Origin of the sequence: Nonomuraea soli, from assembly GCF_013761175.1 — a bacterium.
Taxonomy (GTDB): Bacteria; Actinomycetota; Actinomycetes; order Streptosporangiales; family Streptosporangiaceae; genus Nonomuraea; species Nonomuraea soli.
The window spans coordinates 832835-857431 of sequence record NZ_JACDUR010000002.1 but is presented as its reverse complement, the minus strand read 5'-3'; the positions used below and the strand labels follow the sequence as shown (position 1 = coordinate 857431).

The 24597-nt window shown below is 73.2% G+C and carries 25 protein-coding genes; 20 read left to right on the top strand and 5 right to left on the bottom strand.

Annotation, left to right across the window (positions count from 1 at the left end; translation table 11 throughout):
- The first annotated feature begins 90 nt into the window (after nt 1-90).
- The 10 genes from HNR30_RS11095 to HNR30_RS11050 are packed head-to-tail and all read left to right on the top strand — an operon-like array spanning nt 91 to nt 9467.
- The gene (locus HNR30_RS11095) at nt 91-876 is read left to right on the top strand and encodes an ABC transporter ATP-binding protein (RefSeq protein WP_181609673.1); all 786 of its coding nucleotides are present in this window, start codon (nt 91-93) and stop codon (nt 874-876) included.
- The gene (locus HNR30_RS11090) at nt 873-1661 is read left to right on the top strand and encodes an ABC transporter ATP-binding protein (RefSeq protein ID WP_181609672.1); all 789 of its coding nucleotides are present in this window, start codon (nt 873-875) and stop codon (nt 1659-1661) included. The genes HNR30_RS11095 and HNR30_RS11090 overlap by 4 nt, the downstream gene beginning before the upstream one ends.
- The gene (locus tag HNR30_RS11085) at nt 1658-2548 is read left to right on the top strand and encodes a branched-chain amino acid ABC transporter permease (protein WP_181609671.1); all 891 of its coding nucleotides are present in this window, start codon (nt 1658-1660) and stop codon (nt 2546-2548) included. Before HNR30_RS11090 ends, HNR30_RS11085 begins: the two co-directional genes overlap by 4 nt.
- Nucleotides 2541-3599: a branched-chain amino acid ABC transporter permease gene (locus HNR30_RS11080; RefSeq protein ID WP_181609670.1), complete on the top strand. Its 1059-nt coding sequence runs from the start codon at nt 2541-2543 to the stop codon at nt 3597-3599. Before HNR30_RS11085 ends, HNR30_RS11080 begins: the two co-directional genes overlap by 8 nt.
- Nucleotides 3589-4872: an ABC transporter substrate-binding protein gene (locus HNR30_RS11075; protein ID WP_181609669.1), complete on the top strand. Its 1284-nt coding sequence runs from the start codon at nt 3589-3591 to the stop codon at nt 4870-4872. Before HNR30_RS11080 ends, HNR30_RS11075 begins: the two co-directional genes overlap by 11 nt.
- A gap of 3 nt (nt 4873-4875) precedes the next feature.
- Nucleotides 4876-5694, top strand: a complete 819-nt coding sequence (locus HNR30_RS11070; RefSeq protein ID WP_312894327.1) for an ABC transporter ATP-binding protein — start codon at nt 4876-4878, stop codon at nt 5692-5694.
- The gene (locus HNR30_RS11065; RefSeq protein WP_181609668.1) at nt 5691-6353 is read left to right on the top strand and encodes an ABC transporter ATP-binding protein; all 663 of its coding nucleotides are present in this window, start codon (nt 5691-5693) and stop codon (nt 6351-6353) included. Before HNR30_RS11070 ends, HNR30_RS11065 begins: the two co-directional genes overlap by 4 nt.
- Before the next feature lie 2 nt (nt 6354-6355).
- The gene (locus tag HNR30_RS11060; RefSeq protein WP_312894326.1) at nt 6356-7213 is read left to right on the top strand and encodes a branched-chain amino acid ABC transporter permease; all 858 of its coding nucleotides are present in this window, start codon (nt 6356-6358) and stop codon (nt 7211-7213) included.
- The gene (locus HNR30_RS11055) at nt 7210-8217 is read left to right on the top strand and encodes a branched-chain amino acid ABC transporter permease (protein ID WP_181609666.1); all 1008 of its coding nucleotides are present in this window, start codon (nt 7210-7212) and stop codon (nt 8215-8217) included. The genes HNR30_RS11060 and HNR30_RS11055 overlap by 4 nt, the downstream gene beginning before the upstream one ends.
- Complete coding sequence (locus HNR30_RS11050) at nt 8214-9467, top strand: ABC transporter substrate-binding protein (protein ID WP_181609665.1); 1254 nt, start codon at nt 8214-8216, stop codon at nt 9465-9467. The genes HNR30_RS11055 and HNR30_RS11050 overlap by 4 nt, the downstream gene beginning before the upstream one ends.
- 76 nt (nt 9468-9543) lie before the next feature.
- Here HNR30_RS11050 and HNR30_RS11045 read toward each other — a convergent pair whose 3' ends face one another.
- Both HNR30_RS11045 and HNR30_RS11040 read right to left on the bottom strand, forming a co-directional pair.
- The gene (locus tag HNR30_RS11045) at nt 9544-10821 is read right to left on the bottom strand and encodes an FAD-dependent oxidoreductase (RefSeq protein ID WP_181609664.1); all 1278 of its coding nucleotides are present in this window, start codon (nt 10819-10821) and stop codon (nt 9544-9546) included.
- 11 nt (nt 10822-10832) lie between these two features.
- On the bottom strand, nt 10833-11693 hold the full coding sequence (locus HNR30_RS11040; protein ID WP_181609663.1) for a tryptophan 2,3-dioxygenase: 861 nt from the start codon (nt 11691-11693) through the stop codon (nt 10833-10835).
- Nucleotides 11694-11823: 130 nt separating this feature from the next.
- Between HNR30_RS11040 and HNR30_RS11035 the strand changes: the two genes are divergently transcribed.
- Nucleotides 11824-12255 (top strand): Lrp/AsnC family transcriptional regulator, encoded by a 432-nt coding sequence (locus HNR30_RS11035; RefSeq protein WP_220133513.1) that lies wholly within the window; start codon nt 11824-11826, stop codon nt 12253-12255.
- Nucleotides 12256-12267: 12 nt separating this feature from the next.
- Here the strand turns inward: HNR30_RS11035 and ybiA are convergent, their stop codons facing one another.
- The gene (gene ybiA, locus HNR30_RS11030) at nt 12268-12798 is read right to left on the bottom strand and encodes a riboflavin biosynthesis intermediates N-glycosidase (protein WP_181610014.1); all 531 of its coding nucleotides are present in this window, start codon (nt 12796-12798) and stop codon (nt 12268-12270) included.
- Between the two features lie 86 nt (nt 12799-12884).
- Between ybiA and HNR30_RS11025 the strand changes: the two genes are divergently transcribed.
- Nucleotides 12885-16475, top strand: coding sequence for a protein kinase domain-containing protein (locus tag HNR30_RS11025; RefSeq protein WP_181609661.1), 3591 nt, complete (start codon nt 12885-12887; stop codon nt 16473-16475).
- On the opposite strand, the gene HNR30_RS11020 is transcribed toward HNR30_RS11025, so the two are convergent.
- A complete protein-coding gene (locus HNR30_RS11020) occupies nt 16447-17205 on the bottom strand; it encodes an enoyl-CoA hydratase/isomerase family protein (RefSeq protein WP_181609660.1) in 759 nt (252 codons plus the stop codon). The genes HNR30_RS11025 and HNR30_RS11020 overlap by 29 nt on opposite strands.
- Nucleotide 17206: 1 nt before the next feature.
- Nucleotides 17207-18016, bottom strand: a complete 810-nt coding sequence (locus HNR30_RS11015) for an SAM-dependent methyltransferase (protein ID WP_181609659.1) — start codon at nt 18014-18016, stop codon at nt 17207-17209.
- A gap of 139 nt (nt 18017-18155) precedes the next feature.
- Here HNR30_RS11015 and HNR30_RS11010 point away from each other — a divergent pair, with 139 nt between their 5' ends.
- Genes HNR30_RS11010 through HNR30_RS10975 form a run of 8 tightly spaced genes read left to right on the top strand, consistent with a single transcriptional unit; the run spans nt 18156 to nt 24541 of the window.
- A complete protein-coding gene (locus HNR30_RS11010; protein ID WP_181609658.1) occupies nt 18156-18917 on the top strand; it encodes a DeoR/GlpR family DNA-binding transcription regulator in 762 nt (253 codons plus the stop codon).
- Nucleotides 18914-19864, top strand: a complete 951-nt coding sequence (gene pfkB / locus HNR30_RS11005) for a 1-phosphofructokinase (protein WP_181609657.1) — start codon at nt 18914-18916, stop codon at nt 19862-19864. Before HNR30_RS11010 ends, pfkB begins: the two co-directional genes overlap by 4 nt.
- A gap of 2 nt (nt 19865-19866) precedes the next feature.
- On the top strand, nt 19867-20961 hold the full coding sequence (mtlA, locus tag HNR30_RS11000; protein ID WP_181609656.1) for a mannitol-specific PTS transporter subunit IIC: 1095 nt from the start codon (nt 19867-19869) through the stop codon (nt 20959-20961).
- On the top strand, nt 20958-21263 hold the full coding sequence (locus HNR30_RS10995) for a PTS lactose transporter subunit IIB (RefSeq protein WP_220133403.1): 306 nt from the start codon (nt 20958-20960) through the stop codon (nt 21261-21263). Before mtlA ends, HNR30_RS10995 begins: the two co-directional genes overlap by 4 nt.
- A complete protein-coding gene (locus tag HNR30_RS10990; protein ID WP_312894325.1) occupies nt 21256-21672 on the top strand; it encodes a PTS mannitol transporter subunit IIA in 417 nt (138 codons plus the stop codon). The genes HNR30_RS10995 and HNR30_RS10990 overlap by 8 nt, the downstream gene beginning before the upstream one ends.
- Entirely contained in the window at nt 21669-22664 is a 996-nt protein-coding gene (locus HNR30_RS10985) for a zinc-dependent dehydrogenase (RefSeq protein WP_181609654.1), read from the top strand. Before HNR30_RS10990 ends, HNR30_RS10985 begins: the two co-directional genes overlap by 4 nt.
- Nucleotides 22665-22677: 13 nt before the next feature.
- Complete coding sequence (locus tag HNR30_RS10980; RefSeq protein WP_181609653.1) at nt 22678-22956, top strand: HPr family phosphocarrier protein; 279 nt, start codon at nt 22678-22680, stop codon at nt 22954-22956.
- A complete protein-coding gene (locus tag HNR30_RS10975) occupies nt 22949-24541 on the top strand; it encodes a putative PEP-binding protein (RefSeq protein WP_181609652.1) in 1593 nt (530 codons plus the stop codon). The genes HNR30_RS10980 and HNR30_RS10975 overlap by 8 nt, the downstream gene beginning before the upstream one ends.
- Nucleotides 24542-24597: the final 56 nt, after the last annotated feature.

Below are 24597 nucleotides of genomic sequence, written 5' to 3'. Positions count from 1 at the left end.
GCCCGTTGTGCAACGCGCCCGACTTGCGCCGGGCATCTGGACGACGGCGCACGTCAGAGGTTTGGGTGAGCCCGCATGGGAGGACAGTGAATGGCTGAGCTGACAATCGCGGACCTCGCGGTGGACTACGGTCCCGTGCGGGCGCTGGGCGGGATCACCCTCAGCGTGCCGTCCGGCTCGATCGTGGCGGTGCTGGGCGCCAACGGCGCGGGCAAGACGACGCTGCTGCGCGCGGTCTCGGGAACGCTCCGATTCCACCGCGGGCGGGTCACCGCAGGACGGATCGCCCTCGACGGCGACCGGGTCGACGGGCTGCCCGCCGCGGCGGCGGTCCGGCGCGGTGTGACGCACGTGCCCGAAGGGCGCCGCGTCTTCGCCCGCATGACGGTCGCGGAGAACCTTCGGGCGGGCGGGCTGGGCACGCCGCGCGCCGCGGCGGCCAAGGCCGCCCAATGGGTGCACGAGCTCTTCCCGGTGCTGGCCGAGCGCGCCCACCAGCGCGCGGGCCTGCTGTCGGGCGGCGAGCAGCAGATGCTGGCCATCGGCAGGGCCCTGATGGCCGACCCGAAGGTCCTGCTGCTGGACGAGCCGACGCTGGGCCTGGCCCCGCAGATGGCCGCCCGCATCGCCCAGACCGTCCGCACGATCAACGCCGCGGGCACCTCGGTCCTGCTGGTCGAGCAGAACGTCGCCATGGCGCTCTCGCTGGCCTCCCACGCCTACGTGCTGGAGGTCGGGCAGGTCACGCTGGAGGGCCCGGCGTCCGAGCTCGCGGGCAGCGACGAGGTACGGCGCCGCTACCTGGGCGAGACCGGGGAGCAGGAGGCGCTGGAGGCGCTCGAATCGCGGGCCGGGCTGTCGAGGTGGTCGGCGTGAGCTCTACATACCGACCAGACGGTACGCCGCCGCTGGAGGTCCGCGACGTGACGGTCCGCTTCGCCGGCCTCACCGCGCTCGACGCCGTCAGCTTCACCGTGGAGCCCGGCACCGTGCACGCGGTCATCGGGCCCAACGGCGCCGGCAAGTCCACCTGCTTCAACGTGCTGTCCGGCGTCTACCGGGCGACCACGGGCAGCGTGCGCTTCGGCACGGCCGAGCTGACCTCGCTGCGCCCGCACGAGGTCGCCGCGCTGGGCGTGGCCAGGACCTTCCAGAACATCGCCCTGTCGCCGCGCCTGCCGGTGCGCGACAACCTGCTGCTGGGCCGCCACCGGCTCACCCGCGCCGGATTCGTGGCCTCCGGGCTGCGCCTGCCCGGAGCCCGCCGCGAGGAGCGCGCCCACCTGGCGCGCGTCGCCGAGATCGCCGAATTCGTCGGCCTCGGCGCCCACCTCGCCAGCCCGGTCGGGCTGCTGCCGTACGGCGTGCAGAAGCGCGTCGAGCTGGCCAGGGCCCTGGCGATGGAGCCGAAGCTGCTCCTGCTCGACGAGCCGGTCGCCGGCATGAACAGCGGCGAGCGGGTGGAGATGGCCGAGCTGATCGTCTCGGTGAAACGCAGCCTGGGCATCTCGATCCTCCTGGTCGAGCACGACATGGGCATGGTCATGCGGCTGGCCGACCGGGTCACCGTCCTGGACTTCGGCAAGCGCATCGCCGACGGGCCGCCCGACGAGGTGCGCGCGGACCCCAAGGTCATCGGCGCCTACCTGGGGGAATCGTGATCACCTTCATCGAACTGCTGGTCAACGGCATCTCGATCGGAGCCGTCTACGCGCTGATCGCGCTCGGCTTCGTGATCATCTTCAAGGCCACCGAGGTGGTGAACTTCGCCCACGCCTCGCTGCTGCTGGCCGGCGGCTACGTGGTGGCGCGCCTGCACCCCTACGTGGGCTTCTGGCTCGCCCTGCTGATCGGGATCGCCGCCGCGGCGGTCGTGGGCGCGCTGGTGGAGTTCCTCGTCATCCGCCGCTCCAAGGCCGCCAACCACAGCGTGCTGGCCATCGTGACGATCGGCGTCGACATCGTGCTCACCACCGAGCTGACCCGGCGGATCGGCACCGAGGTGCTGGCCATGGGCGATCCGTGGGAGTCCGGCGTGGTGCACCTGGGGCCGATCACGATCGCGCAGACGCGGATCGCCGCACTGGTGGTGGCCGCCCTGCTGATCACCGCCTTCCTGCTGGCCTTCAAGTTCACCGGCTGGGGCGTGGCGATGCGGGCCACCGCCGAGGATCCGGAGACGGCCGCCCTCATGGGGGTGCGGCTGGGCCGGGTCTCGCTCAGCGCCTGGGCCGTCGCGGGCGGGCTGGCCGCGGTCGCGGCGCTGTTCCTGTGCGTCTTCCCGACGCCGGGACTGGACCGCAGCTCGTCGCTGGCGGCGCTGAAGGCCTTCCCCGCGGCGATACTCGGCGGCCTCGACTCCACCACGGGCGCCCTCGTCGGCGGCCTGGTCGTGGGCGTCACCGAGGCCCTGATGACCGGCTACCAGAACGACCTGGCCTTCCTGGGCCGCGGCATCGGCGACGTCGCCCCCTTCCTCGTCATGATCGTCATCCTGCTGCTGCGGCCCGCCGGGCTGTTCGGAACCAAGGAGCTGGCCCGTGTCTAGGCTCATCACCTGGGCGGCCGTCCTGGTCGCGTTCGTGGCGGTGCCCTTCTACCTCGAAGGCTTCTGGCTGCAGACCGGACTGTTCGCGATGTCGGCGGCCGTCGGCGCGATCGGCATCAACCTGCTGACCGGCGCCACCGGCCAGCTGTCCATGGGGCACGCCTTCTTCCTGGCCGTCGGCGCCTACGCCTACGTGTCGTTCTCCGACGACCTGGGCCTGCCCACCCCGATCGCCGCCGTGCTGGCGGTCCTGCTCGCGGGGGTGGCGGGCGGGCTGTTCAGCCCGATCGCCGGGCGGCTCAGGGGCGCCTACCTGGGCATCGCCACGCTAGCGCTGATCTTCGGCGGGCAGCACCTGCTCTTCAACGTCGAGCACGTCACGGGCGGCTTCAACGGCCGGGCCGTACCTCCTCTGGAGATCTTCGGCTTCGCCTTCGCCGACGCGCCCGAGCTGATCCTGATGAACGTGCCCTTCGGTGCCCTGGAGCGGCTGTGGTTCCTGGGCGGCGCGCTGCTGCTCCTGGCCGCGCTGTTCGCCCGCGGGGTGCTGCGCGGGCGGCCGGGCCGTGCCATGAACACCATCCGCGACCACGAGATCGCCGCCGGGGTCATGGGGGTGCCCGTCACCCGCTACCGCGCGGGCGCGTTCGTGCTGTCGTCCATGTACGGCGGGCTGGCCGGGGTCATGCTCGCCCTGGTCTTCCAGCGCACCGTGCCCGACTACTTCGGCATCCTGCTCTCCCTCGACTACCTCGCCATGATCGTGATCGGCGGGCTCGGCTCGGTGGGCGGCGCGGTGATCGGCGCCGTGTTCGTCTCGCTGCTGCCGCAGTTGCTCACCCGCTACAGCGACGCCCTGCCGCTGGTCAGCGCGCCCGGCTCCGGCGGGGTCTCCCCCGCCGAGGCCGCCCGCCTGCTGTACGGCGCCGCCGTCGTCGGTGTCGTGCTCTTCCTCCCCGGGGGCCTGCTCGGCCTCCTGCGCTCCCTGCGCCTGCGACTTCCCTCGTTGCCCACCCCGTTACCCGACACCAGGAGCTCACATGTCTCGTAATCGCACGGCCGCCCTCAGGGGCGCGGCCGCGCTCCTCTCGCTGGCGCTGGCGGCCACCGCCTGCGCCAGCGAGAAGGCCACCGGCGGCGCCCAGCCCTCCGCGTCGGCGGGCGGCGACGGGGTCAAGACCGGCCCCGGCGTGACCGCCGACACCATCACCCTCAGCCTGCTCACCGACCTGACCGGGCCCTACGCCTCCTTCGGCAAGAGCCTGACCCAGGCGCAGCAGCTCTACTTCGAGCAGATCAACACCGCGGGCGGCATCTGCGGGCGCAAGATCGAGACGATCGTGCGCGACCACGGCTACGACCCGCAGAAGGCGATGGCCTCCTACACCGAGGTCTCGCCGAAGACCGCCGCGATCCCGCAGTTCATCGGCTCGCCCATGGTCACCGCGCTCAAGGCCAAGATCACCGGGGACAAGATCCTCACGATCCCGATGGCGTGGGCGACCGGCCTGCTCGGCAGCGAGGCCATCCAGGTCACCGGCACCACCTACGACATCGACATGATCAACGCCGTCGACTACCTGGTCAAGGAGAAGGGCATCAAGGCCGGGGACAAGATCGGGCACCTGTACTTCGAGGGCGACTATGGCGAGAGCGCCCTGGCGGGCTCGAAGTTCGCCTCCGAGAAGCTGGGCCTGGAGCTCGTCGAGCAGAAGATCAAGGCGACCGACCAGGACATGACCGCGCAGGTGGCCGCCTTCAAGAAGGCGGGCATCAAGGCGGCCCTGGTCTCGGTCGGACCGCGCCAGACCGCCTCGCTGGTCGGCGTGGCCCTGGCCGGCGGCATGGACGTGCCGTTCGTGGGGAGCAACTCGGCCTACAGCCCGCAGCTGCTGGCCACCCCGGCGGCGCCCGCGCTGCTGAAGGACTTCACCTACGTGACCGCGGGCGCGCCCATCAGCGCCCCGCTGCCCGCCTACCAGAAGCTGATCACCGACTACCAGGCCAAGTACGCCGGCCAGACGCTCGACAGCGGCGTCGCTGCGGGCTGGACCGCGGCGATCATCGTCGGCGACGCGCTCCGCAAGGCGTGCGAGGCCAAGGACCTGAGCCGCGAGGGCATCATCGCCGCCCACCGCGGCCAGAAGGCCTGGGAGGCCGGGCTCGGCGGCGAGCCGCAGGACTTCAGCGCCTTCGACCGGCCCGCCTCGCGCGCCTCGTACGTGGTCAAGCCCGACAAGCAGGCGGTCGGCGGCGCCGTCATCCTCAAGGAGGCCGCCGTCTCCGACCTGGCCAAGGAGTACTCCGTGCCAGCGGCGGGCTGAGCCGTGGCCGGGCCGTTGCCCGAGGGGCGGTTCCCGCTGAGCTGGTTCCCTTCTGGCCCCCTGGGAGCGTTGCTGGAGGTCAGGGGACTGACCATGCGCTTCGGCGGCCTCACCGCCCTGGCCGGCGTCGACCTCGACGTCGGCGAGGGCGAGCTGGTCGGCCTCATCGGCCCCAACGGGGCGGGCAAGAGCACCCTGCTCGACTGCCTGACCCGGCGGTGCTCGCCTCAGGAGGGGTCGATGCGGCTGGGCGGCCAGGAGCTGGGCGGGCTGCCCCCGCACCAGGTCGCCGGGTACGGCATCGCCCGCACCTTCCAGAACGCCGCCCTGTTCCCCGGCCTGTCGGTGCGCGAGAACGTGATGGTGGGAGCGCACCGGCACGGCCGGGCGGGGTTCTGGGGCGCGGCGCTCGGCCGGACCGCCGCCGAGGAACGAGGGCTGGGCGAGCAGGCCGACGCGCTGCTGGAGACCTTCGGCCTGAGCGCCTACGCCGACCATCCGCCGACGGCGCTGCCGTACGGGCTGACCAAGCGGATCGAGATCGCCCGCGCCCTGGCGGCCGGTCCGCGCCTGCTGCTGCTCGACGAGCCCGCCGGGGGGCTGGCTCCAGGCGAGGTGCCCGCCTTCGCGCAGCTGATCGCCCGCCTGCACCGCGAGCGCGGACTGACGATCATCGTCGTGGAGCACCACATGGAGTTCGTGCTCGCGCTGTGCCGCAGGATCGTCTGCCTGGAGCTGGGACACAAGATCGCCGACGGCCCGGCGCAGGCCGTCCGGAACGATCCGGCGGTCATCAGCGCCTGCCTGGGAGTGGTGCGATGAGCGGGTTGCGGGTGAGCGGGCTGCGCGCGGAGTACGGCGCGGCCCGCGTGCTGCACGGCGTCGACCTGGAGGTGGGCGAGGCCGAGATCGCGGTGCTCACCGGGCCCAACGGCGCGGGCAAGACCACGCTGCTGCGAGCCCTGTCGGGACTGGTCAGAGCTCGCGGCACGGTGACACTCGACGGCGTGCGGCTGCTGGGACGGCGCCCCGAGGAGATCGCCAGGCTCGGGGTCTGGCACGTCACCCAGGAGGGCGGCACGTTCGCCCCGCTGACCGTCCGGGAGAACCTGCGCGTCGGCGCCAGGTCCGGGCGCCACTTCGCCGCCGACCTGGAGTGGCTGTTCGGCTACTTCCCGGTGCTGCAGGCGCACCTCAGCCAGCCCGCCGGGACATTGAGCGGCGGCGAGCAGCGCCTGCTGGCCATCGGCAGGGCGCTGCTGGCCCGGCCCCGTCTCCTGCTGCTGGACGAGCCGCTGCGAGGGCTGGCTCCACGCGCGGAGGGTGTGCTGTTCCAGGCCATCCACGCGATCAACAGGCACGAGGGAACCATGATGATCATCGTCGAGCACCACGTGGCGACCGCCCTCCGGATCGCGCACCGCTCCTACGTCGTGGAGTCGGGCAAGATCGCCGACCTGCGCACCCGCTGGAGGTGGTGAGCGTGTTCTTCCAGCAACTGGCGGAAGGGCTGGGCGCGGGGGCCGGGTACGCCGCCCTGGCGCTGGCCCTCGTGCTCGCCTACCGCTTCACCGGGATCGTCAACTTCGCCCAGGGCGAGCTGGCGCTGCTGGCCACCTACGTCGCCTGGCAACTGGTCGACTCCGGCCTGCCGTACTGGGCGGCGCTGCCGGTGACCGTGGCCGTCGCCTTCACCGCCGGCATGCTGACCGAGCGGGTCCTGATCAGGCGGGTGGAGTCCGCGCCGGGACCGATCAGTCCCGTCGTGGCCACCATCGGCCTGTACGTGCTGGTCAACGCGCTCGCCGCCCTGGTGTGGAGCTCGGCGTTGCGCGCCTTCCCCAGCCCGTTCCCCGACGCCCCCGCCGGGCTGGCCGCGCTTGCCGCGGCGGGGCTGGCCGGGCTGGTGCTCGGCGCGCTCGCCCTGGTGGTACGTCACACCGGGCTCGGACTGGTGATGCGGGCGGTCGCCGCCGACCCGCGCACCGCCCGGCTGTCCGGCATCAGAGTCGGGCAGGTGGCCGCCCTGGGCTGGGGCGCGGCCTCGGCCGTCGGCGCGTTGTCGGGAGTGCTGCTCGCGCCGTCGCTCTTCCTGGAGCCCGCGATGATGACCGGGGTCCTCGTCTACGCCTTCGCCGCCGCCGTGCTCGGCGGGTTCGACAGCGCGCCAGGCGCGGTGGCCGGCGGCCTGATCGTAGGCGTCACCGAGACGCTCTGCGGAACCTACCTGGCATTCGTCGGCGCCGACCTGAAGATCGCGGTGCCGCTCGTGCTGATCGTCGCGGTGCTGCTGCTGCGACCGCGGGGCCTGTTCGGCACCGCGCCCGTGGAGCGGGCGTGAACGCCGTCGCCGCCGGGCACCGGCGGCTCCCCGTCGGCCACGAGGCGGGCGACCGGCGCCCCGACTGGCCGTGGCGGCGCACCTCCCTGGCGCTGGTGGCATCGGCCGCCGTGGTGCTGCCGTTCACGCTGCCGCCCTACCGGCTCTTCCAGCTCACCCTGGTGCTGGTGTACACGGTCGCGCTGCTCGGCCTCGACCTGGTCGTCGGGCGCAGCGGCAGGCTCTCGCTGGGACACGGCGCCTTCTTCGGGGTGGGCGCCTACACCTCGGCGGTGCTCATCGCCCAGTTCGGCGTGCCGTACCCGCTCACCATGCCCGCCGCCGCCCTGGCCACCTTCGGCCTGGGCTGGGCTGCGGGACGGCCCGCGCTGCGGCTGCGCGGGCTCTACCTGGCCATGGTGACCTTCGCGGTCGCGGTCGTCCTGCCGCCGCTGCTCAAACGCCTGGCCGGGCTGACCGGAGGGGCGATGGGGCTGACCGTGCCGGCCCCGGAAGGCCTGCTCGGGCTCGACGACGACCAGTGGGTCTACTTCCTGGTGCTCATGGTGACGGCCGCGGCGTTCGCGGGCATGCGGGGCCTGGCGGGCTCGCGTCCCGGGCGGGCCCTGACGGCGCTGCGCGAACATCCCGCCGCCGCCGAGACGCTCGGCATCCGGGCGGCGACTCACATGACCGCCGCCTTCGCGTGGAGCGCCATGTACGCGGGCGTGGCGGGGGCGCTCTACACCTGGACGGCGGGCTTCGTCTCCCCGGATTCCTTCACGCTGGCGTTGTCGATCACGCTGCTGGCCGGGGTGGTGATCGGCGGCCTGGGCACGCTGGCCGGGCCGGTGCTCGGCGCGTTCGCCGTGCTGGCCGTACCCGCCGTGGCGCAGGAGTTCGACCCCGCCGCTCCGGGGATCGTGTCGGGGCTGCTGCTCCTGCTGATCGTCTACGTGGCGCCCGCGGGCCTGGCCGGCCTGCTGCGCCGTACCTTGTGGGGCCTGCTTCGGAGGCGCGCGTGAAACGCCTGATCATGGCACTGGTGCTGCTGCTGTCGGGATGCAGGCCCGGCGAGGAGGTGCTGGCCGGGGCGTGCGCCGGGCAGATCGGCACGGGCGTCACCGCGACCTCCGTCAAGGTGGGCGGCATCTACCCGCTGTCCGGGCCGGCCTCCGCCTACGCGGCGGTCGCGCAGGGTGTGCGCGCCTACTTCGCGCACGTCAACGACAGCGGCGGCGTGGCGGGCAGGCGCATCGAGTTCCTGGTGCGCGACGACGCCTACCAGCCCGCCCGCGCGGTGGAGGAGGCGCGCAGGCTCGTGCTGCACGACCGGGTGTTCGCGCTGTTCCAGACGCTGGGCACGCCCTCGACCGCGGCCGTGCGCGAGTACGCGCACGCGCACCGGGTGCCGCAGGTGTTCGTCGCCACCGGGGCCACCCGGTGGGGCACCGACGCCACCCGGCCCTGGACGATCGGCTTCCAGCCCAGCTACGTCGCCGAAGCCCGCGTCTACGCCCACTTCCTGGCCCAGACCCGGCCCGAGGCCCGCGTCGCCGTGCTCTACCAGAACGACGACTTCGGCCACGATCTGCTGGACGGATTCCGCCGGGCGATCGACGGCACCTCGGTGCGGATCGTCGCCACCCGCAGCTACGAGGTGACCGACCCGAGCGTGCAGGGCCAGGTCGCCAACCTCGCCGCCTCCGGCGCCGACGTGCTGCTCGACGTGAGCACGCCCAAGTTCGCCGCCCAGGCGCTGGCCGTCGACGCCGCCATGCCCGGCTGGAACCCGCTGCACATCCTCAACGGCGTGGCCGCCGCGCCGTCGATGCTGAAGGCCGTCGGGCACGCCAGGGTGCAGGGCGTGGTGACCGCCGGATTCCAGAAGGACCCCGGCGCGCCCGAGTCGGCCGACGACCCCGCCGTGGGCACCTACCTGGCGGCCGTGCGGCGGTACGTGCCCGAGGCCGACCCCGCCGGCCAGCAGGTGGTGTACGGCTGGACGGCGGCGCAGGCCTTCGTCAAGGTGCTGGAGGGCATGCGCTGCCCCTCCCGCGAGGCCCTGCGCGCGGCGATGCGCGACCTGCGCAAGGTGGAGCTCGACATGCTGCTGCCGGGCATCACCGTGTCGACCGGGCCGGGCGACGCGTTCCCCATCGAGTCGTTGCAGATGGCCCGGTTCGAGGGGTCGCGCTGGGTGCCGGTGGGCGGCGTCGTCGACACCCGCGCCGAGTTCGGCCCGGTGCGGGCCGATCCCGATCAGGGGGGCTGATCGGGCGCGCTCAGGTCCCCGTCGGCGCCGGGGGCCTGGGCGCGCTCACCTCCCGCGGCCCCAGGACCGGGCGCGCTCACCTCGCCCGGCGCCGGGCGGTCGCCAGGCTCGCGGCGATGCCCGTCAGCAGCAGCGCCGCCGCTCCGGCCAGGGCACGGCGTTGCCACCTCACCCGCCTGCGCACGCGGGCGTAGGGCAGCGTCGAGAACGACACCAGCTCGTACTCCGACACGTACACGCCGGGCAGCAGGTCCTCCAGCCGGTGTTCCAGGGTGCGCACGGCGCGGAAGACCGGCGAGGCCACCTTGTCGCGCATCTCGACGAAGTTGTTCAGCGCCATCGCCGCGATGGCGTCGGTGTTGGGCCGCCTGCGCTCCTCCAGCAGCGGCAGCGCCCGCGCCCAGTCGCCGCCCGTCTCCTCCAGGCACCGGTCGAGCTCGACGACGTCCTCGAAGCCGCAGTTGGCGCCCTGGCCGTAGAAGGGCACGATGGCGTGCGCCGCGTCGCCGATCAGGGCGACCCTGCCCCCGCGCTGCCAGGGCGTGCAGCGCACGGTGCCGAGCGTGCCGACCGGGTTGCGCGGGTAGGCCTCGGCCAGGTCGGGCACGAGCGGGATCACGTCCGGGTAGACGGCGCGGAAGTGCTCCACGACGACCGGCTCCACCTCCGCGAAGGCCCGCTTCGGCCAGAACAGGGTGCAGGTGAAGGTGCGGTCGGGGTTGGGCAGGGCGATCATCATGGAGTCGCCGCGCGGCCAGATGTGCAGCGCGCCCGGATCCAGGGCGAACTCCCCGTCCACGGCCGGGATCGTCAGCTCCTTGTAGCCGTGGTCGAGCAGGTCCACGTGCTCGTCGAGCTTGATGTGCCCGCGCACGACCGAGGCGGCGCCGTCGGCGCCGAGGATGACGTCGGCCTTGGCGGTGCCGGTGTCGAAGGTCAGCTCGCCGGTCTCGGGGTCGAGGCCGGTCAGCCGGTGGCCGAAGAGGATCTTGACGCCTGAAGCGGCCTCGGCGGCGTCGAGCAGGGTGTCGTTGAGCGCCGCCCTGCTGATGGAGTTGATCGCGGCCGTGCCGTCGTGGCTGTAGCTCTGGAAGTCGAGCGGGCCGTCGACGGGATGGATCATCCGGCCGCGCATCGGCAGCGCCCCGGCCATCACCTTCTCCTCCAGACCGATGCGGCGCAGCGCGTCGCGTCCGCGGGCGGAGATCGCCAGGTTGATCGACCTGCCGCGCTCGGCGCCGCCCTGGCGCGGGTCGGGGCGCCGCTCGTAGAGGGTGACCTCGTAGCCGCGCCTGGCCAGGTAACAGGCGAGCAGGCAGCCGGTGAGCCCGGCGCCGACCACTGCCACGTGCATGCTCGCTCCTCTCACATGTGGGTCCGGGCGGACCACAGCTCGGGGAAGACCACCCGGGCCATGCTGCGTTCCAGCCAGGCCAGCCCGTTGGATCCACCGCTGCCCGGCTTGTGGCCCATCGAACGGCGCACCGCGGCCACGTGCTGGCGGCGCCACTCGCCGAAGGCCTCGGCCACGTCGGTCAGCGCCTCGCCGAGCCGGCGCAGGTCGTTGCCGGGCGAGGTGTCGCGGTAGACCTCGACCCAGGCACGCTCGACCGCCTCGTGCGGCTCGTGCTCGATCGAGAAGTCGCGCACCAGCAGCTCCTGCGGCAGGTCGTGGCCGCGCCTGGCGAGCGCCGCGACGGCGTCGTCCCACACGCTCGGCCCGTCGAAGGCCCTCCGCAGCTCGGCCGAGCGGCTCTTGAACGGCCGCAGCAGCGCCGGGTTCTTCAGCCCGAGCAGGAACTCTACCTGGCGGTACATACCCGACTGCAGGCCGGAGGCCTCACCGAGCTGGTCACGGAAGCGGTTGAAGTCGGCGGGGGTCATCCACCGCAGGCCCCGCCAGCTGCCGTTGAGCCCCTCCAGGTGCAGGGCCGTACGGCTCAGCGGGGAGATCGCCTCCCACACCCGGTCGGCGCGCAGCAGCTCCTGGGCGCCGCGCAGCTCGAAGGCGATGAGCTTGAAGTACAGCTCCATCACCTGGGTGATCATCAGGAAGGACATCTCGCCGGGGTCGTCGGTCACGGTCCGCTGCAGGCTGTGCAGGACATCGGTGCGCACGTAGGCGTCGTAGGGGATGCGCTGGTCGAAGTCCGTGATCGGCTGCCCGCCCGTGGCCCTGGCCCGGGCGGTGCGTTCCGCGGCGTTCAGCGGTCGTACCGTTTCCATGCCTTCATGCTCGCGCGGCGATCGGGGCGCGCGGAATGCCATTCCGAAGGCCCTGGGTCGAGTTTTCCGCCCATCGACGGCAAAATGCGTGAGCACGGTTGCCGAACGAAAGGATGCCCAGGTGGACGCCATGGACTGGGAGCTGCTGCGCGAGCTGCAGGCCAACGCCCGCCTGTCCTTCAACGAGCTGTCGCGGCGTGTGCACCTGTCGCCCCCGGCAGTGGCCGAGCGGGTGCGGCGGCTGGAGGACAGCGGTGTCATCGCCGGCTACCACGCCCACGTCGACCCGGCCCGCGCCGGTTGGCCGGTGCGGGCGTTCATCCGGATGACGTGCTACGGCGCGCGCTGCGTGCTGCGCGATCCCGAGGTGGCCCAGTGGCCGGAGATCCGCCAGGTCCACCGGGTGACGGGCGACGTGTGCAGCATCCTGGAGGTGGCGGCGGTGTCGATGACGGGCTTCGAGGCGCTCATCGACCGGCTGGCCGCCTACGGGCCGCCGTCGAGCACCATGATCCTCTCGACGCCGCTCGCCGGGCACCCGATCACCGCGCCGCCCCGCTAGCTTTCCGGTCCGTTAGCTTTGCGCCAGTGTGTCCCGGGCGGCCATGAGGGCGAAGCCGAGCAGGTTGAGCCCCTGCCACGCCGACGGCGTGGTGGCCCGCTCGTCGGAGGCGGCCAGGCCGATGCCCCAGACGCGGTCGAGCGGGCTGGCCTCGACCAGCACCCGATCGCCGGTGCCGAGCAGGAACTCCTTCAGCTCGGGATTCTGGCCGAACTTGGCGAGGTTGCCCCCGACCACGATGTCGAAGCGGCGCTCCCGCCAGAGCGCGTCGTCGAAGCCGCGCACGACCCTGCCCAGCTTCTTGGCCTCGCCGGGATGGCCGGCCGCCAGGATCTCGGCCGCCGTGTCGTCGTCACCGAACAGCCAGGCCTTGTGCGCCATCATGTAGTGCTCGGCCGAGCCGTACGTGTGGCCGTCGTCGGTGAAGGCCGCCTCCCACCACTGCGACAGGCAGCCGGGGCGCAGGCTCTGGTGCCCCCAGAAGCACAGGTACTTCAGTGGCCGTCCCGCCTGCTCGGCGGCGACGGCCTCGGCCACGGTCATCGGCAGGCGCTCGCTCACGCCGTCACGGTGTCACACCCGCGCCGATCACGGCCAACCATTTGCCGCCGAACGCCCTCCAATCATGCGTGAGCGCTGATCCCCAGAGACTGGGCGACTACTGGCTGGCCGGGCGGCTCGGCTCGGGCGGGCAGGGCGTCGTGTACGAGGCCTACGACGCCGCCGCCAACCGCGTGGCGGTCAAGGTCCTGCACGCCTACCTGCCGGGCGACCATCAGCTGCGCCGCCGCTTCCTGCGCGAGGTGCTGGCCGCCCAGCGGGTCGCCTCCTTCTGCACGGCCCGGGTCCTGGACCACGACCTGGACGGCGAGCGGCCCTACATCGTCAGTGAGTTCGTCCCGGGGCCGAGCCTGCGCGCGGCGCTCGCGCCCGCGGGGCCGCTGGGCGGCGACGGGCTGCGCAGGCTGGCCGTGGGGATGGCCACCGCGCTGGCGGCCATCCACCGGGCGGGGGTGGTGCACCGCGACCTGAAGCCGGAGAACGTGCTGCTCGGGCCCGACGGGCCGCGGGTGATCGACTTCGGCATCGCCAGGGCCGCCGGATTGTCGATGACCTCGACGGGTGAGCTGACGGGCACGCCGATGTACATGGCGCCCGAGCTGTTCGCGGGCGGGCGCGCCGAGCCCGCGGCCGACGTGTTCGCGTGGGGCGCGATGGTGTACTTCGCCGCCACCGGGCGCGACGCGTTCGCCGCGCCCACGACGGTGGCGGTCATCCACCGGCTGCTGACCGGGGACATCGACCTGGGGGCGATTCCCCGTGATCTGCGTGCTCTGGTGGCGGCGGCGCTCGCGAAGGAGCCGTCGGAGCGGCCGGCGGCTTCTGAGTTGCTGTACTCGCTGCTCGCGGCGGACAACCTGGAGAAGGGGAGCACAACGGCCGACGGGCGCGTTTCGGGCGGTGCGGCGATGCTGGCCGACGGGGTGAGGGCCGCGGCCGAGGTGCGGCCGCCGCGTGAGCTGGCCGGGCGGCCTCCCCTCGGCGTGCTGGCCGAGCGGGCCTACGCGGCGCTGCCGCCGCACGGCCGCGAGGTGGCCAGGCAGGTCCTGCTGCGCCTGGTGGACGTACGCGACGGCGAGGAGACCCCCCGACGCGCGACCCTGGCCGAACTCCCGGAACCCGACGAGACCGTCCTCGCCGCGCTGACGGAGGCCGAGCTGATCGAGCGCGGCCACGACACGCTCGCCGTCGGCACCCCGGCCCTGCTGCGCGCCTGGCCGCGCCTGCACGAGTGGGTCAGCGCCGACCGCGAGGCGCTGCTCAGGCACCGCAGGCTGGGCGAGGCCGCCCGGCACTGGGCGGCGGGCGGGCGGCACCGCGAGGACCTGCTGCGCGGCACGGCCCTGCGCGAGTCCCTGGCGTGGGCGTCCGGCGCCCCCGCGCACCTGACCATGAACCAGGTCGAGAAACGTTTCCTGGAGGACAGCCGGGCGCAGGCCCTGCGCCAGGGCCGGGTGCGCAAGGGCGTGAGCACCGGCGTGGCCGCCCTGCTGGTGGTCTCGCTCGCCGCGGGACTGTTCGCCTGGCGGCAGTCGGCGCTGAGCGACGAGAACGCCGGGCTGCTGGCCGGGCAGCGGGCCATGGCGACGGCCAGGCAGCTGGCCCTGCAGGCCGACGCGTTGCGCGCCACCGACCCGGTGCGGGCGATGCTGCTGTCGGTGGCCGCCTACCGGATCTCGCCGGTGCCGGAGGCGCGCTCGGCGTTGTTCGGCTCGCTGGCCCGGCCGGAGCGCCGGGTGGTCAGGGATCCGGTGGCGGGCAACCTGGGCAGGGCGCTCACCGCCGACGGCCGTTTCCTGGTCAGCGCGGGCGCGGGCATCGTGTCGGTGTTCGAGGTGGAGACGGGGCGGCTGACACGGCGGTTCGGCGGCGTCGGCGACGGGCCGTTCCGCGCCGCGGTGGCGCCCGACGCCGACACGCTCGCCCTGGCCTCGGAGGGCAGGATCCGCCTGTGGAGCCTCAGGAGCGGCACCATGCTCGGCGAGGGCCGCTACCTCGGCCCCGATCTGCCCTCGGACAACGCCCCCCCGCCGGACGAGATGACCTTCAGCCCCGGCGGGGGCTACATCGTGATGCGCGAGGGCGGCGTCCTGTCCAGGTTCTGGAGGGTCGCCACCCGCTCCCTGGTCCCGCTGCGCTTCCCCGGCCAGATTTTCGTGGCGCCCGGCGACAGGTACGCGATCATCGACGCGGGCCCGGCGAAGGCCCTGTCGGGCCCGGCCCCGAAGCTGGTCATGCCCCCGCGGGACGGCAGGATCCTGGCCTTCACCGGCGCCGGTGACGTCGTGGTCGTGGCCAGGGAGCAGCCCTCGCGGCTGATCCGCTGGGACCTGCGCACCGGACGACAGATCGGGCCCGCCCTGCTCACCGCCGCCGCCACCGAGCCGGCGGTGAGCGCCGACGGCCGGTTCCTGGTCGTCTCCAACGGCCTGGCGCAGTCCGACTCCTCGGTCAGCGCCGCGCCGCCGGTGTCGTTGTGGCGGCTGTCGGACGGCAGGGAGCTGCTGCGCTTCACCGCTCCCTCGCTGCTGCAGCGAGGCGCGCTCCTCAGCCGCGACAACCGGCTGCTCACCCTGCTCGACGATTCAGGGCGGGTCACCTCCTACGACGTCGCCGTGCACACCGCGGCCGCGCCCGGCATCCCCGCCGGGGCGACGGAGCGGCGTTTCGCGGGCGACGCGCTCTTCGCCAGGCGGGGCGACGACGTGGTCAGCTGGAGCGTGCCCGCCTTCACCGGCGGGCGTGCCGCGACGTCGCTGAACTCCGGGAAGTACGAGGACCCGTGGTGGGGGGTGAGCCCGGACGGCAAGCGCGTGATCAAGGGCATCACCAACAACCAGGGCAAGCCGCTGCGCGTCGTGGACACCGCGACCGGGCGGGAGGTGGGCCGCATCCCGCTGGGCGAGTTCGGCAGCGAGCCGAGCCATCTGGCCTTCAGCCCGGACGGGAAGTACATCGCGGCCAGCAGCGGCCAGTCCAACGACACCTACGGCGTGGGCGTGGTGACCCTGTGGGACGCGCGCACCTTCGAGCGGGTCGCCTCCTTCGGGGGCCTGTCGGCCGGGCCGATGGCCTTCAGCGGCGACGGCAGGTTCCTGGTCACCGCCGATCCGGCCGGGGTGAGCGTCATCGACCTGACAACCCGCCAGGCCGTACCGAGAAGTGCCGGTCCCGGCACGCTGGCCAAACGCTGGATGACGCTGTCCGCGGACGGCCGTATCGGCGTCTCGCCGTGGGGCGCGCGGGGCGTGACCCTGTGGAACACCGCCGGCTGGCAGCCCACCGGCCAGTTCCTCCAGGTGGGCGGTACCGTCCACACCGCGCAGTTCTCGCCCGACGCCACGCTCCTGGCGGTCGCCCACGACGACCGGCTGACCCTGTTCGACGTGCCCTCGGGCCGCCAGCTCGGCGCGGCACGGACGATCAGCGCCATGAGGTACGGCACGGCGGACGAGGGCAGGCCCGCCCTCTCCTTCTCCGGGGGCGTGCTGCGGGTGGTCGCCCACGACGGGACCTACCGCGAGCTCGGCCTCGACCCGGAGCGGGTGGCGCGCGAGGTGTGCGAGCGCGCGGGACGCGGCCTGGCCGAGGCGGAGTGGCGGGAGCACGCCGGGCCCGACCTGCCGTTCGTCAGGATCTGCGGCTCGCCGAACCCTTAGCCTTCATGAAGCGCTCGATGCCGCCGTCGGCCAGCCTGGCGGTCCACTGCTCCAGGACCCGGGGGTCCTCCAGGTCGCGGCGCATCTGGACGGTCTCGTTGACCGAGCGGCGCAGCTGGTGCTTGGTGAAGGCGTAGGTGTCGGCGGGGACGGCGGTCGCCATGCGGCGCGCGACGGCGACGGCCGCGGAGACGGGGTCGTCGTCGAGCTCGTCGACCAGGCCGCGTTCCAGCGCCTGGGCGGGCTCGAAGGTGGCGCCGCCCACCACGCAGGCACGCGTCTGAGCGGGGCCGAGCGCGTATTCGAGGATCGTCAGGGCTGTGGTCGGGAAGGGCACGCCGACGAGGAGCTCGGTCACGCCGATGGTGCCGCGCCCGCCCATGACGCGGTGGTCGGCGCAGGCAGCCAGTACGCATCCTCCGGCGATCGCGTGGCCGTTGACCGCCGCGACCAGCGGCTGGGGCAGGTTGAACGCGGCCAGGAAGGCCGCGCTCAGCGCCGGGAGGAATGCCTCGATGTACGCGGGGCCGCCGTCGACGATCCGCCACAGGTCGACGCCCGCGCTGAAGGCGCCGCCGGTCCCGGTCAGGACCACGCCTCTGGGCGGTTGGCCCTGCAGCTCGGTGAGGATCTCGGTGAGCCGTTCGAGCAGCTCCAGGTCCAGGGCGTTGACCTTGCCGTGCGCCAGGCGCAGCACGACGACGTCGTCGATCTCGGTGCGTTCGATCACCTCAGCGGCGCCCCACGCCGCCGAGCCACCAGGCTCCGGCCGCTTCGAGCTCGGGCAGGGTGTCGTCGTCGGGCCGCCAGGCGGTGACGGGGGTGAGGCCGGGCTCGACCAGGTCGAGGCCGTCGAAGTAGCGCAGGATCTCGTCGCGGCCGCGGTAGGAGAAGACGGTGTTGGACCGGGCGAACACCTCCTCCTTGCGGCGCACCAGGTCGGCCGGCTGACCCTCGCGGGTCAGGTGGGACAGGATCAGGTAGCTGCCGGGCGCCAGGCGCTCGCAGAAGGCCCGCACGACGGCCGCCGGGTCCTCGTCGTCGGCGATGCCGTGCAGCACCGAGACGAGCAGGACGGCGACCGGCAGGGTGAAGTCGATCAGCCGGTTGACGTCGGCGTCGCCGAGGATCTTCTCCGAGTCCCTGATGTCGCCCTCGACGACGGCCACGCCGCTGTCGCCGCCCGACAGCAGCGCCCTGGCGTGCACGGCGACCACGGGGTCGTTGTCGACGTAGACCACGCGTGCCCTGGGCCTGGCCTGCTTGGCCACCTCGTGCACGTTGCCCTGGCTGGGCAGGCCCGCGCCGAGGTCGAGGTACTGGTCGATGCCCCGCCTGGCGGCGAAGCGTACGGCCCGGCGCAGGAACTGGCGGTTGACCAGCGGCACGTACCTGTTCTCCGGCGACATGGCGAAGAGCTTGCCGACCGCCTGGCGGTCGGACTCGAAGTTGTCCTTGCCGCCGAGGGCGTAGTCGTACATGCGAGCCATGTTCGGCGTCCGGGCGTCGATGCCCGGGGGCGCCTGCTCGTCGTTGGTCATCGCACCGTCTCCCAGTCAGGAAGCACGATAGTCGTCCGCCGCCCCGCCCGGTGTCAACGGGTGGGCCGGCCCCTTGACGCCACACAGAAACGGGGCTAAAACCAAGGAAAACCAAACGAAACGGCGGTGAATCCACACGATGTACCCCGAAGAGCGCCAGCAGGAGATCCTCCGCAGGGCCCGCGAGGCCGGACGCGTGGACGTGGTGGTGCTGGCCGAGGCGCTCGAGGTGACCACGGAGACCATCCGCCGCGACCTCACCGTGCTGGAGCGGGCGGGAGTGCTGCGCCGGGTGCACGGCGGGGCGATCCCGGTCGAGCGGCTGGGCTTCGAGCCCGGGCTGGCCGTACGCGACGAGGTGATGACCGCCGAGAAGGAGCGGATCGCCAAGGCCGCCCTGGCCGAGCTGCCCGACGACGGATCGGTGATCATCGACGCGGGCAGCACGACCGGCCGGCTGGCGCAGGTCCTGCCCGCCGACCGGGAGCTGACCGTGGTGGTCAACTCGCCGCCGCTGGCCTCGGTGCTGGCGACGAGGGGCAACCTGACCGTCATCATGCTGGGCGGCAGGGTGCGCGGCCGCACGCTCGCCACGGTCGACGACTGGGCGCTGCGGCCGCTGGCCGACCTGCACGTCGACGTGGCGTTCATGGCGACCAACGGCTGCTCGATCGCCAACGGGCTGACCACGCCCGACCCGGCCGAGGCCGCGATCAAGCGCGCGATGATCGCCGCCTCGGAGCGCAGCGTGCTGCTGGCCGACCACACGAAGTTCGGCAACACCTACTTCGCCAGGTTCGCCGCGCTCCAGGAGATCGACATGGTGATCACCGACGCCGGGCTGGACCTCACGCTCGCCGCCGAGCTGAGCGCCGCGGGGCTGGAGGTGGTGCGCGCATGATCCTCACCCTGACCCTCAACCCCAGCCTGGACCGGACCATCGAGATCGGCGAGCTGGCCCGGGGAGCGGTCATCAGGGCGAGCGCGGCCCGGCTCGACCCCGGAGGCAAGGGCGTCAACGTCGCCAGGGCCCTGCTGGCCAACGGCGTCTCCTCGTGCGCGGTCGTGCCGTACGGCGGCGACGAGGGCAGGCAGCTCGTGCACCTGCTGGCCGACGCCGGACTGGAGATGGTCCCCGTCCCCGTCAGGGGCTCCACCCGTTCCAACGTTGCGCTGGCCGAGCCCGACGGCACCGTCACCAAGGTCAACGAGCCCGGCACCGCCCTCGGCCCCGACGAGCTCGACACCGTCGCCGAGGCGGTGCTCGCCGCCGCCCACTCCGCCGACTGGGTGGTCGCCTCCGGCAGCCTGCCGCCCTCGGTCCCGCACGACGTGTACGCCTCGCTCTGCCGCCGCTTCTCCGGCGCGGGCATCCGGGTGGCGGTCGACACCAGCGGCCCCGCCCTGCGCGCCGCGCTGCCCGCCGGTCCCGCCCTGGTCAAGCCGAACAGGGAGGAGCTGGCCGAGGCGACCGGCATGCCGATCACCTGCCTGGGCGACGTCGCCGAGGCCGCGGGGAAGATGCGCGCCGCCGGCGCGCGCACCGTCCTGGCCAGCCTCGGCGCGGAAGGCGCCGTCCTCGTCGGCGAGACCGGGCTCTGGTACGGCAGATGCCCCGTGGACGAGCCGCGCAGCACGGTCGGGGCGGGAGACGCCCTGCTGGCCGGTTACCTGTCGCGGGTGGCCGGCCCCGACCTCGACGACGGCGAGCAAGCCCTTCGCGAGGCGCTGGCCTGGGCCGCCGCCTCCGTCGGGCTTCCCGGCAGCCGCATGCCCGGCCCCGCCGACATCCGCCGCGACCGCGTCCGGTTGTTCCCTCTGGATCCCTCGACCCCCCTGGGAGACTGACCATGGCCGACACCTACACCCCTCCGGTCACCGGGACCGGAGCCAAGGCCACCATCCAGCGCATCGGAGGCTACTTAGCGGGGATGATCATGCCGAACATCGGCGCGTTCATCGCCTTCGGCCTCATCACCGCCCTGTTCATCCCCACCGGCTGGCTGCCGAACGAGGAGTTCGCCAAGCTGGTCGGCCCGATCATCTCCACACTCCTGCCGATCCTCATCGGCTACACCGGCGGCCGCATGGTCCACGGCCAGCGCGGCGCCGTCGCCGGCGCGGTCGCCACCGTCGGCCTGATCGTCGGCGCCACCATCCCCATGTTCCTCGGCGCGATGATCATCGGCCCGCTCGCCGCCTACGTGCTCAAGCTCGTCGACGGCTTCACCCAGGACCGCACCAAGGCCGGCTTCGAGATGCTGGTCGACAACTTCACCGCGGGCATCGTCGGCGGCGGCATGGCCCTGCTCGGCGCCTGGGGCATCGGCCCCGTCGTCAGGGTCGTCACCGAGGCGGCGGGCAGCGCGGTGGGATGGCTGATCGACAACGGCGTGCTGCCTCTCGCCTCGCTGCTGATCGAGCCGGCCAAGGTGCTCTTCCTCAACAACGCCATCAACCACGGCGTGCTCGGCCCGCTGGGCGTCGCCGAGGCGGCGCGGACCGGCAAGTCCATCCTGTTCATGCTGGAGTCGAACCCCGGACCGGGCCTCGGACTGCTGCTGGCCTTCATGTTCTTCGGCCCGATGGCGATGCGGCCCACCACACCGGCGGCGATCATCATCCACTTCTTCGGCGGCATCCACGAGATCTACTTCCCGTACGTGCTGATGAAGCCGCGTCTCATCCTGGCGGTCATCGCGGGCGGCATGGTCGGCGTCTTCACCTTCATGATCACCGGCTCCGGGCTGGTGGCCCCGCCCTCGCCCGGCAGCATCTTCGCCTACCTCGCGGTCACGCCCAGGGGCGGCTGGCTCGGCGTCGGCGCCGGCATCGCGCTGTCGGCGGCGGCCAGCTTCATCGTCGCCGCGATCCTGCTCGGCTTCGGGCGGGGCGAGAAGAAGCAGCAGGAACAAGCGCAGAGCACGGAGGGTGCGACCGCATGAGCATCGACAGCAAGGACATCCGCAAGATCGTGATCGCCTGCGACGCGGGGATGGGCAGCAGCGTCATGCTCGCCACCACCGTGCGCAAGCAGCTCAAGGGCACCGGGGTGGCGGTCGAGCACACGCCCGTCAACGCCATACCCGGCGACGCCGACGTGGTGCTCACCCATGCCGGGCTCGCCGACCGGGCCAGGGCGGCCGCGCCCGGCACGGTCGTCATCCCCTTCCAGATCTTCCTGGGCGACCCGGCCGTCACCAAACTGGTCGAGGCGATCAAGAAGGGCGGGACCGTCGGTGCGTGAGGTGCTGCAGGCGCGTGCCGTACGGCTCGGCGAGAGCGCGGCCACCCGCGAGGAGGCCATCACGCGGTGCGGGCAGGTGCTCGTGGAGATCGGCGCCGTGGCGCAGCCGTACGTGGCGGCGATGCTGGAGCGCGAGCGCTCCGTCTCCACCTACGTTGGCGAGGGCGTGGCCATCCCGCACGGCACCTCCAAGGAGCACGTGACCAGGGACGCCATCTGCGTGCTGCGTTTCCCCGGCGGCATCGACTGGGACGGCGAGAACGTCGTCGTCTGCGTCGGCATCGCCGCGCGCGGCGACGGCCACGTGGCGCTGCTGGCCGAGCTGGCCGAGATCCTGCTCGACCCAGAACGGGCGCGCGCGCTGCGCGAGGCCACCGACGTCGACGCCGTCATGAAGGAGCTCACGTGAAGGTCGCCCGCTTCCACGCCCCCGGCGACATCAGGCTGGAGCAGGCCCCGCGCCCGGAGGGCGGCCTGGTCATCCGGGTGCGCAACTGCTCCACGTGCGGCACCGACGCTAAGATCTACCGGCACGGCCACCACCACATCAGGCCGCCGCGCGTGATGGGCCACGAGATCGCCGGCGAGGTCGTGGGGACCGGCGAGCGGGTGCAGGTGATCGCGGCCATCCCGTGCGGGACGTGCCCCGAGTGCCGGCGCGGGCGCATGACGGTCTGCCCGAACCAGGAGTCGATGGGATACCACTACGACGGCGGCTTCGCCGAGTACATGGCCGTCCCGGAGAAGGTCGTCGCGGTCGGCGGCGTCAATCGCATCCCCGACGGGGTGTCGTTCGCCGAGGCCTCGGTCGCCGAACCCCTCGCCTGCGTGCTCAACGGGCAGGAACTGGCCCGGGTGTCGGAGGGCGACGACGTCGTGATCATGGGCGCGGGCCCGATCGGCTGCCTCCACGTACGGCTGGCACGCGCGCGGGGCGCGGCCAGGGTCTTCCTCGTCGACGTCAACCCCGAGCGGCTGGCGATGGCCGCCGGGCTGGTCGGGCCCGACGCCGCCATCGACGACTCCCCCGTGGAGAACGTGCTGAAGCTGACCGGGTCGCGCGGCGCCGACGTGGTCATCACGGCGGCCGCGTCCAAGCTCGCCCAGGAGCAGGCCGTCCAGATGGCGGCCAGGCAGGGGCGGATCAGCTTCTTCGGAGGGCTGCCCAAGGACGACCCGGTCATCGCGTGCGATTCCAACCTCGTGCACTACCGCGAGCTGACCATCGTCGGGGCCAACGGGTCCAGCCCCGCGCACAACGCCCGCGCCCTCGACCTGATCGCCTCCGGTCAGGTGCCGGTCGCCGACCTGATCACCCACCGGCTCGGGCTGGAGTCGGTGCTGGAGGCGATCGAACTGGTCAGCAGGGGCGAGGCCATCAAGGTCACGATCGAGCCGTGAGGGAGTGAGTCGGATGGTGGAACGCACGGTGGCGGTGGCGTCCAGGACGGGGCTGCACGCCCGACCGGCCAAGCTGTTCGTCCAGGAGGCGCAGCGGCTCGGCGTGCCGGTGAAGGTCCGCGTCGGGTCGGGCAAGGAGGTGCCGGCCACCAGCATGCTGGGGGTGCTGTCGCTGGGAGCGGTGCGCGGGACGGAGGTCACGCTGTCGGCGGCGGGCGGGCCCGAGGGCGAGGCCGCGGTGGAGGCGCTGGCCGCGCTGCTGGCGCGGGACCTGGACGCGTCCGATGGGTGAGCTGCGGGGGCTCGGGGTGAGCCCGGGGCGTACGGCGGGGCCGGTGATCCGCATGGCGGCGGCGCCCACCCTGGAGGGCCTCATCCTTGGGGAGGGCGCGAAGCCGGTGGCGGGTGGCGTCGGGCGGGCGCTCGGGGCCGTCGCGGCCGAGCTTGAGGAGCGGGCGCGGCGGGCTCAGGGCGAGGCGGCCGACATCCTCGAGGCCCAGGCCATGATGGCCGCCGACCCCGCCCTCGCCGAGGCCGCCGAGGAGCACGTCAAGGCGGGCCTGGCCGTACCTCACGCGCTCGACGCCGCCTTCGCCGCGCACCGCGAGGCGCTCCTGGCGGCGGGCGGCTACTTCGCCGAGCGGGCCGCCGATCTCGACGACCTGCGCAACCGAGCGATCGCCGCCGCGCTCGGCCTGCCGATGCCCGGCGTGCCCGACCCCGGCCACCCGTTCGTCCTGGTCGCCGAGGACCTGTCCCCCGCCGACACGGCGGGCCTGAGCGCCGACGTGCTGGCGCTGGTCACCGAGAAGGGCGGGCCGACCGGCCACACGGCGATCCTGGCGCGTGCCAGGGGCCTGCCGGCCGTCGTCGCCTGCCACGGCGTGCTGGACCTGGCCGAGGGCACGCTGGTCTCCGTCGACGGCGGCACCGGCGAGGTGCGCACCGGCCTCGACGAGCCGCGGGCCGCCGCGATCAGGGAGCGGGCTGCCGAGGACAGGGCCAGGCTGGCCGCCGGAAGCGGCCCCGGCAGGACCGCCGACGATCACCCGGTCAAGCTCCTGGCCAACATCGGCTCGGCCGCCGATCTCGCGCCGGGCGCGGAGGGCGTGGGCCTGTTCCGCACCGAGTTCCTCTTCCTGGGCCGCAGGTCCGCGCCCTCGTTCGACGAGCAGGTGTCCGCCTACGCGCGGGTGTTCGAGGCGGTGCCCGACGCGATCGTGCGCACCCTGGACGCCGGCACCGACAAGCCGCTGCCCTTCCTGGGGCTGGACGCCGAACCCAATCCGGCGCTCGGCATCCGCGGCCTGCGGGTCGACCGGCTCATGCCGGAGGTCCTCGACACCCAGTTGGCCGCCATCGCGCGGGCGGCGCGCGCCACGGGCGCCCGGCCGTCGGTGATGGCGCCCATGGTCAGCACGCCCGGCGAGGCGGCGCGCTTCGCCGAGCGCGCGGCCAAGGCGGGCATCCAGCGGGTGGGCGTGATGATCGAGGTGCCCGCGGCGGCGCTGCTGGCCGCGGAGGTGCTGGCCGAGGTGGACTTCCTCAGCATCGGCACCAACGATCTGGGGCAGTACGCCTTCGCCGCCGACCGCCAGCATCCCGGCCTGGCCGACCTGCTCGATCCGCGTCAGCCCGCGCTGCTGCGGCTGGTACGGCTCTGCGCGGAGGCGGGGCTGGCTGCGGGCAAGCCCGTCGGGGTGTGCGGCGAGGCGGCGGGAGATCCGCGGCTGGCGCCGATCCTGGTGGGCCTCGGGGTGAGCAGCCTGTCGATGTCCGCCCTGTCCATCCCCGGGGTGCGCGCGGCGCTCGCGGAGCGCACCCTCGACGACTGCAGGCGGGAGGCACGAGCCGCTGTGACGCGCAAGGAAGGATAATTCATGTATTTCAGGTAGGTATTGACTCTTTCGAGGGGCGATGCTTGCATGAACGG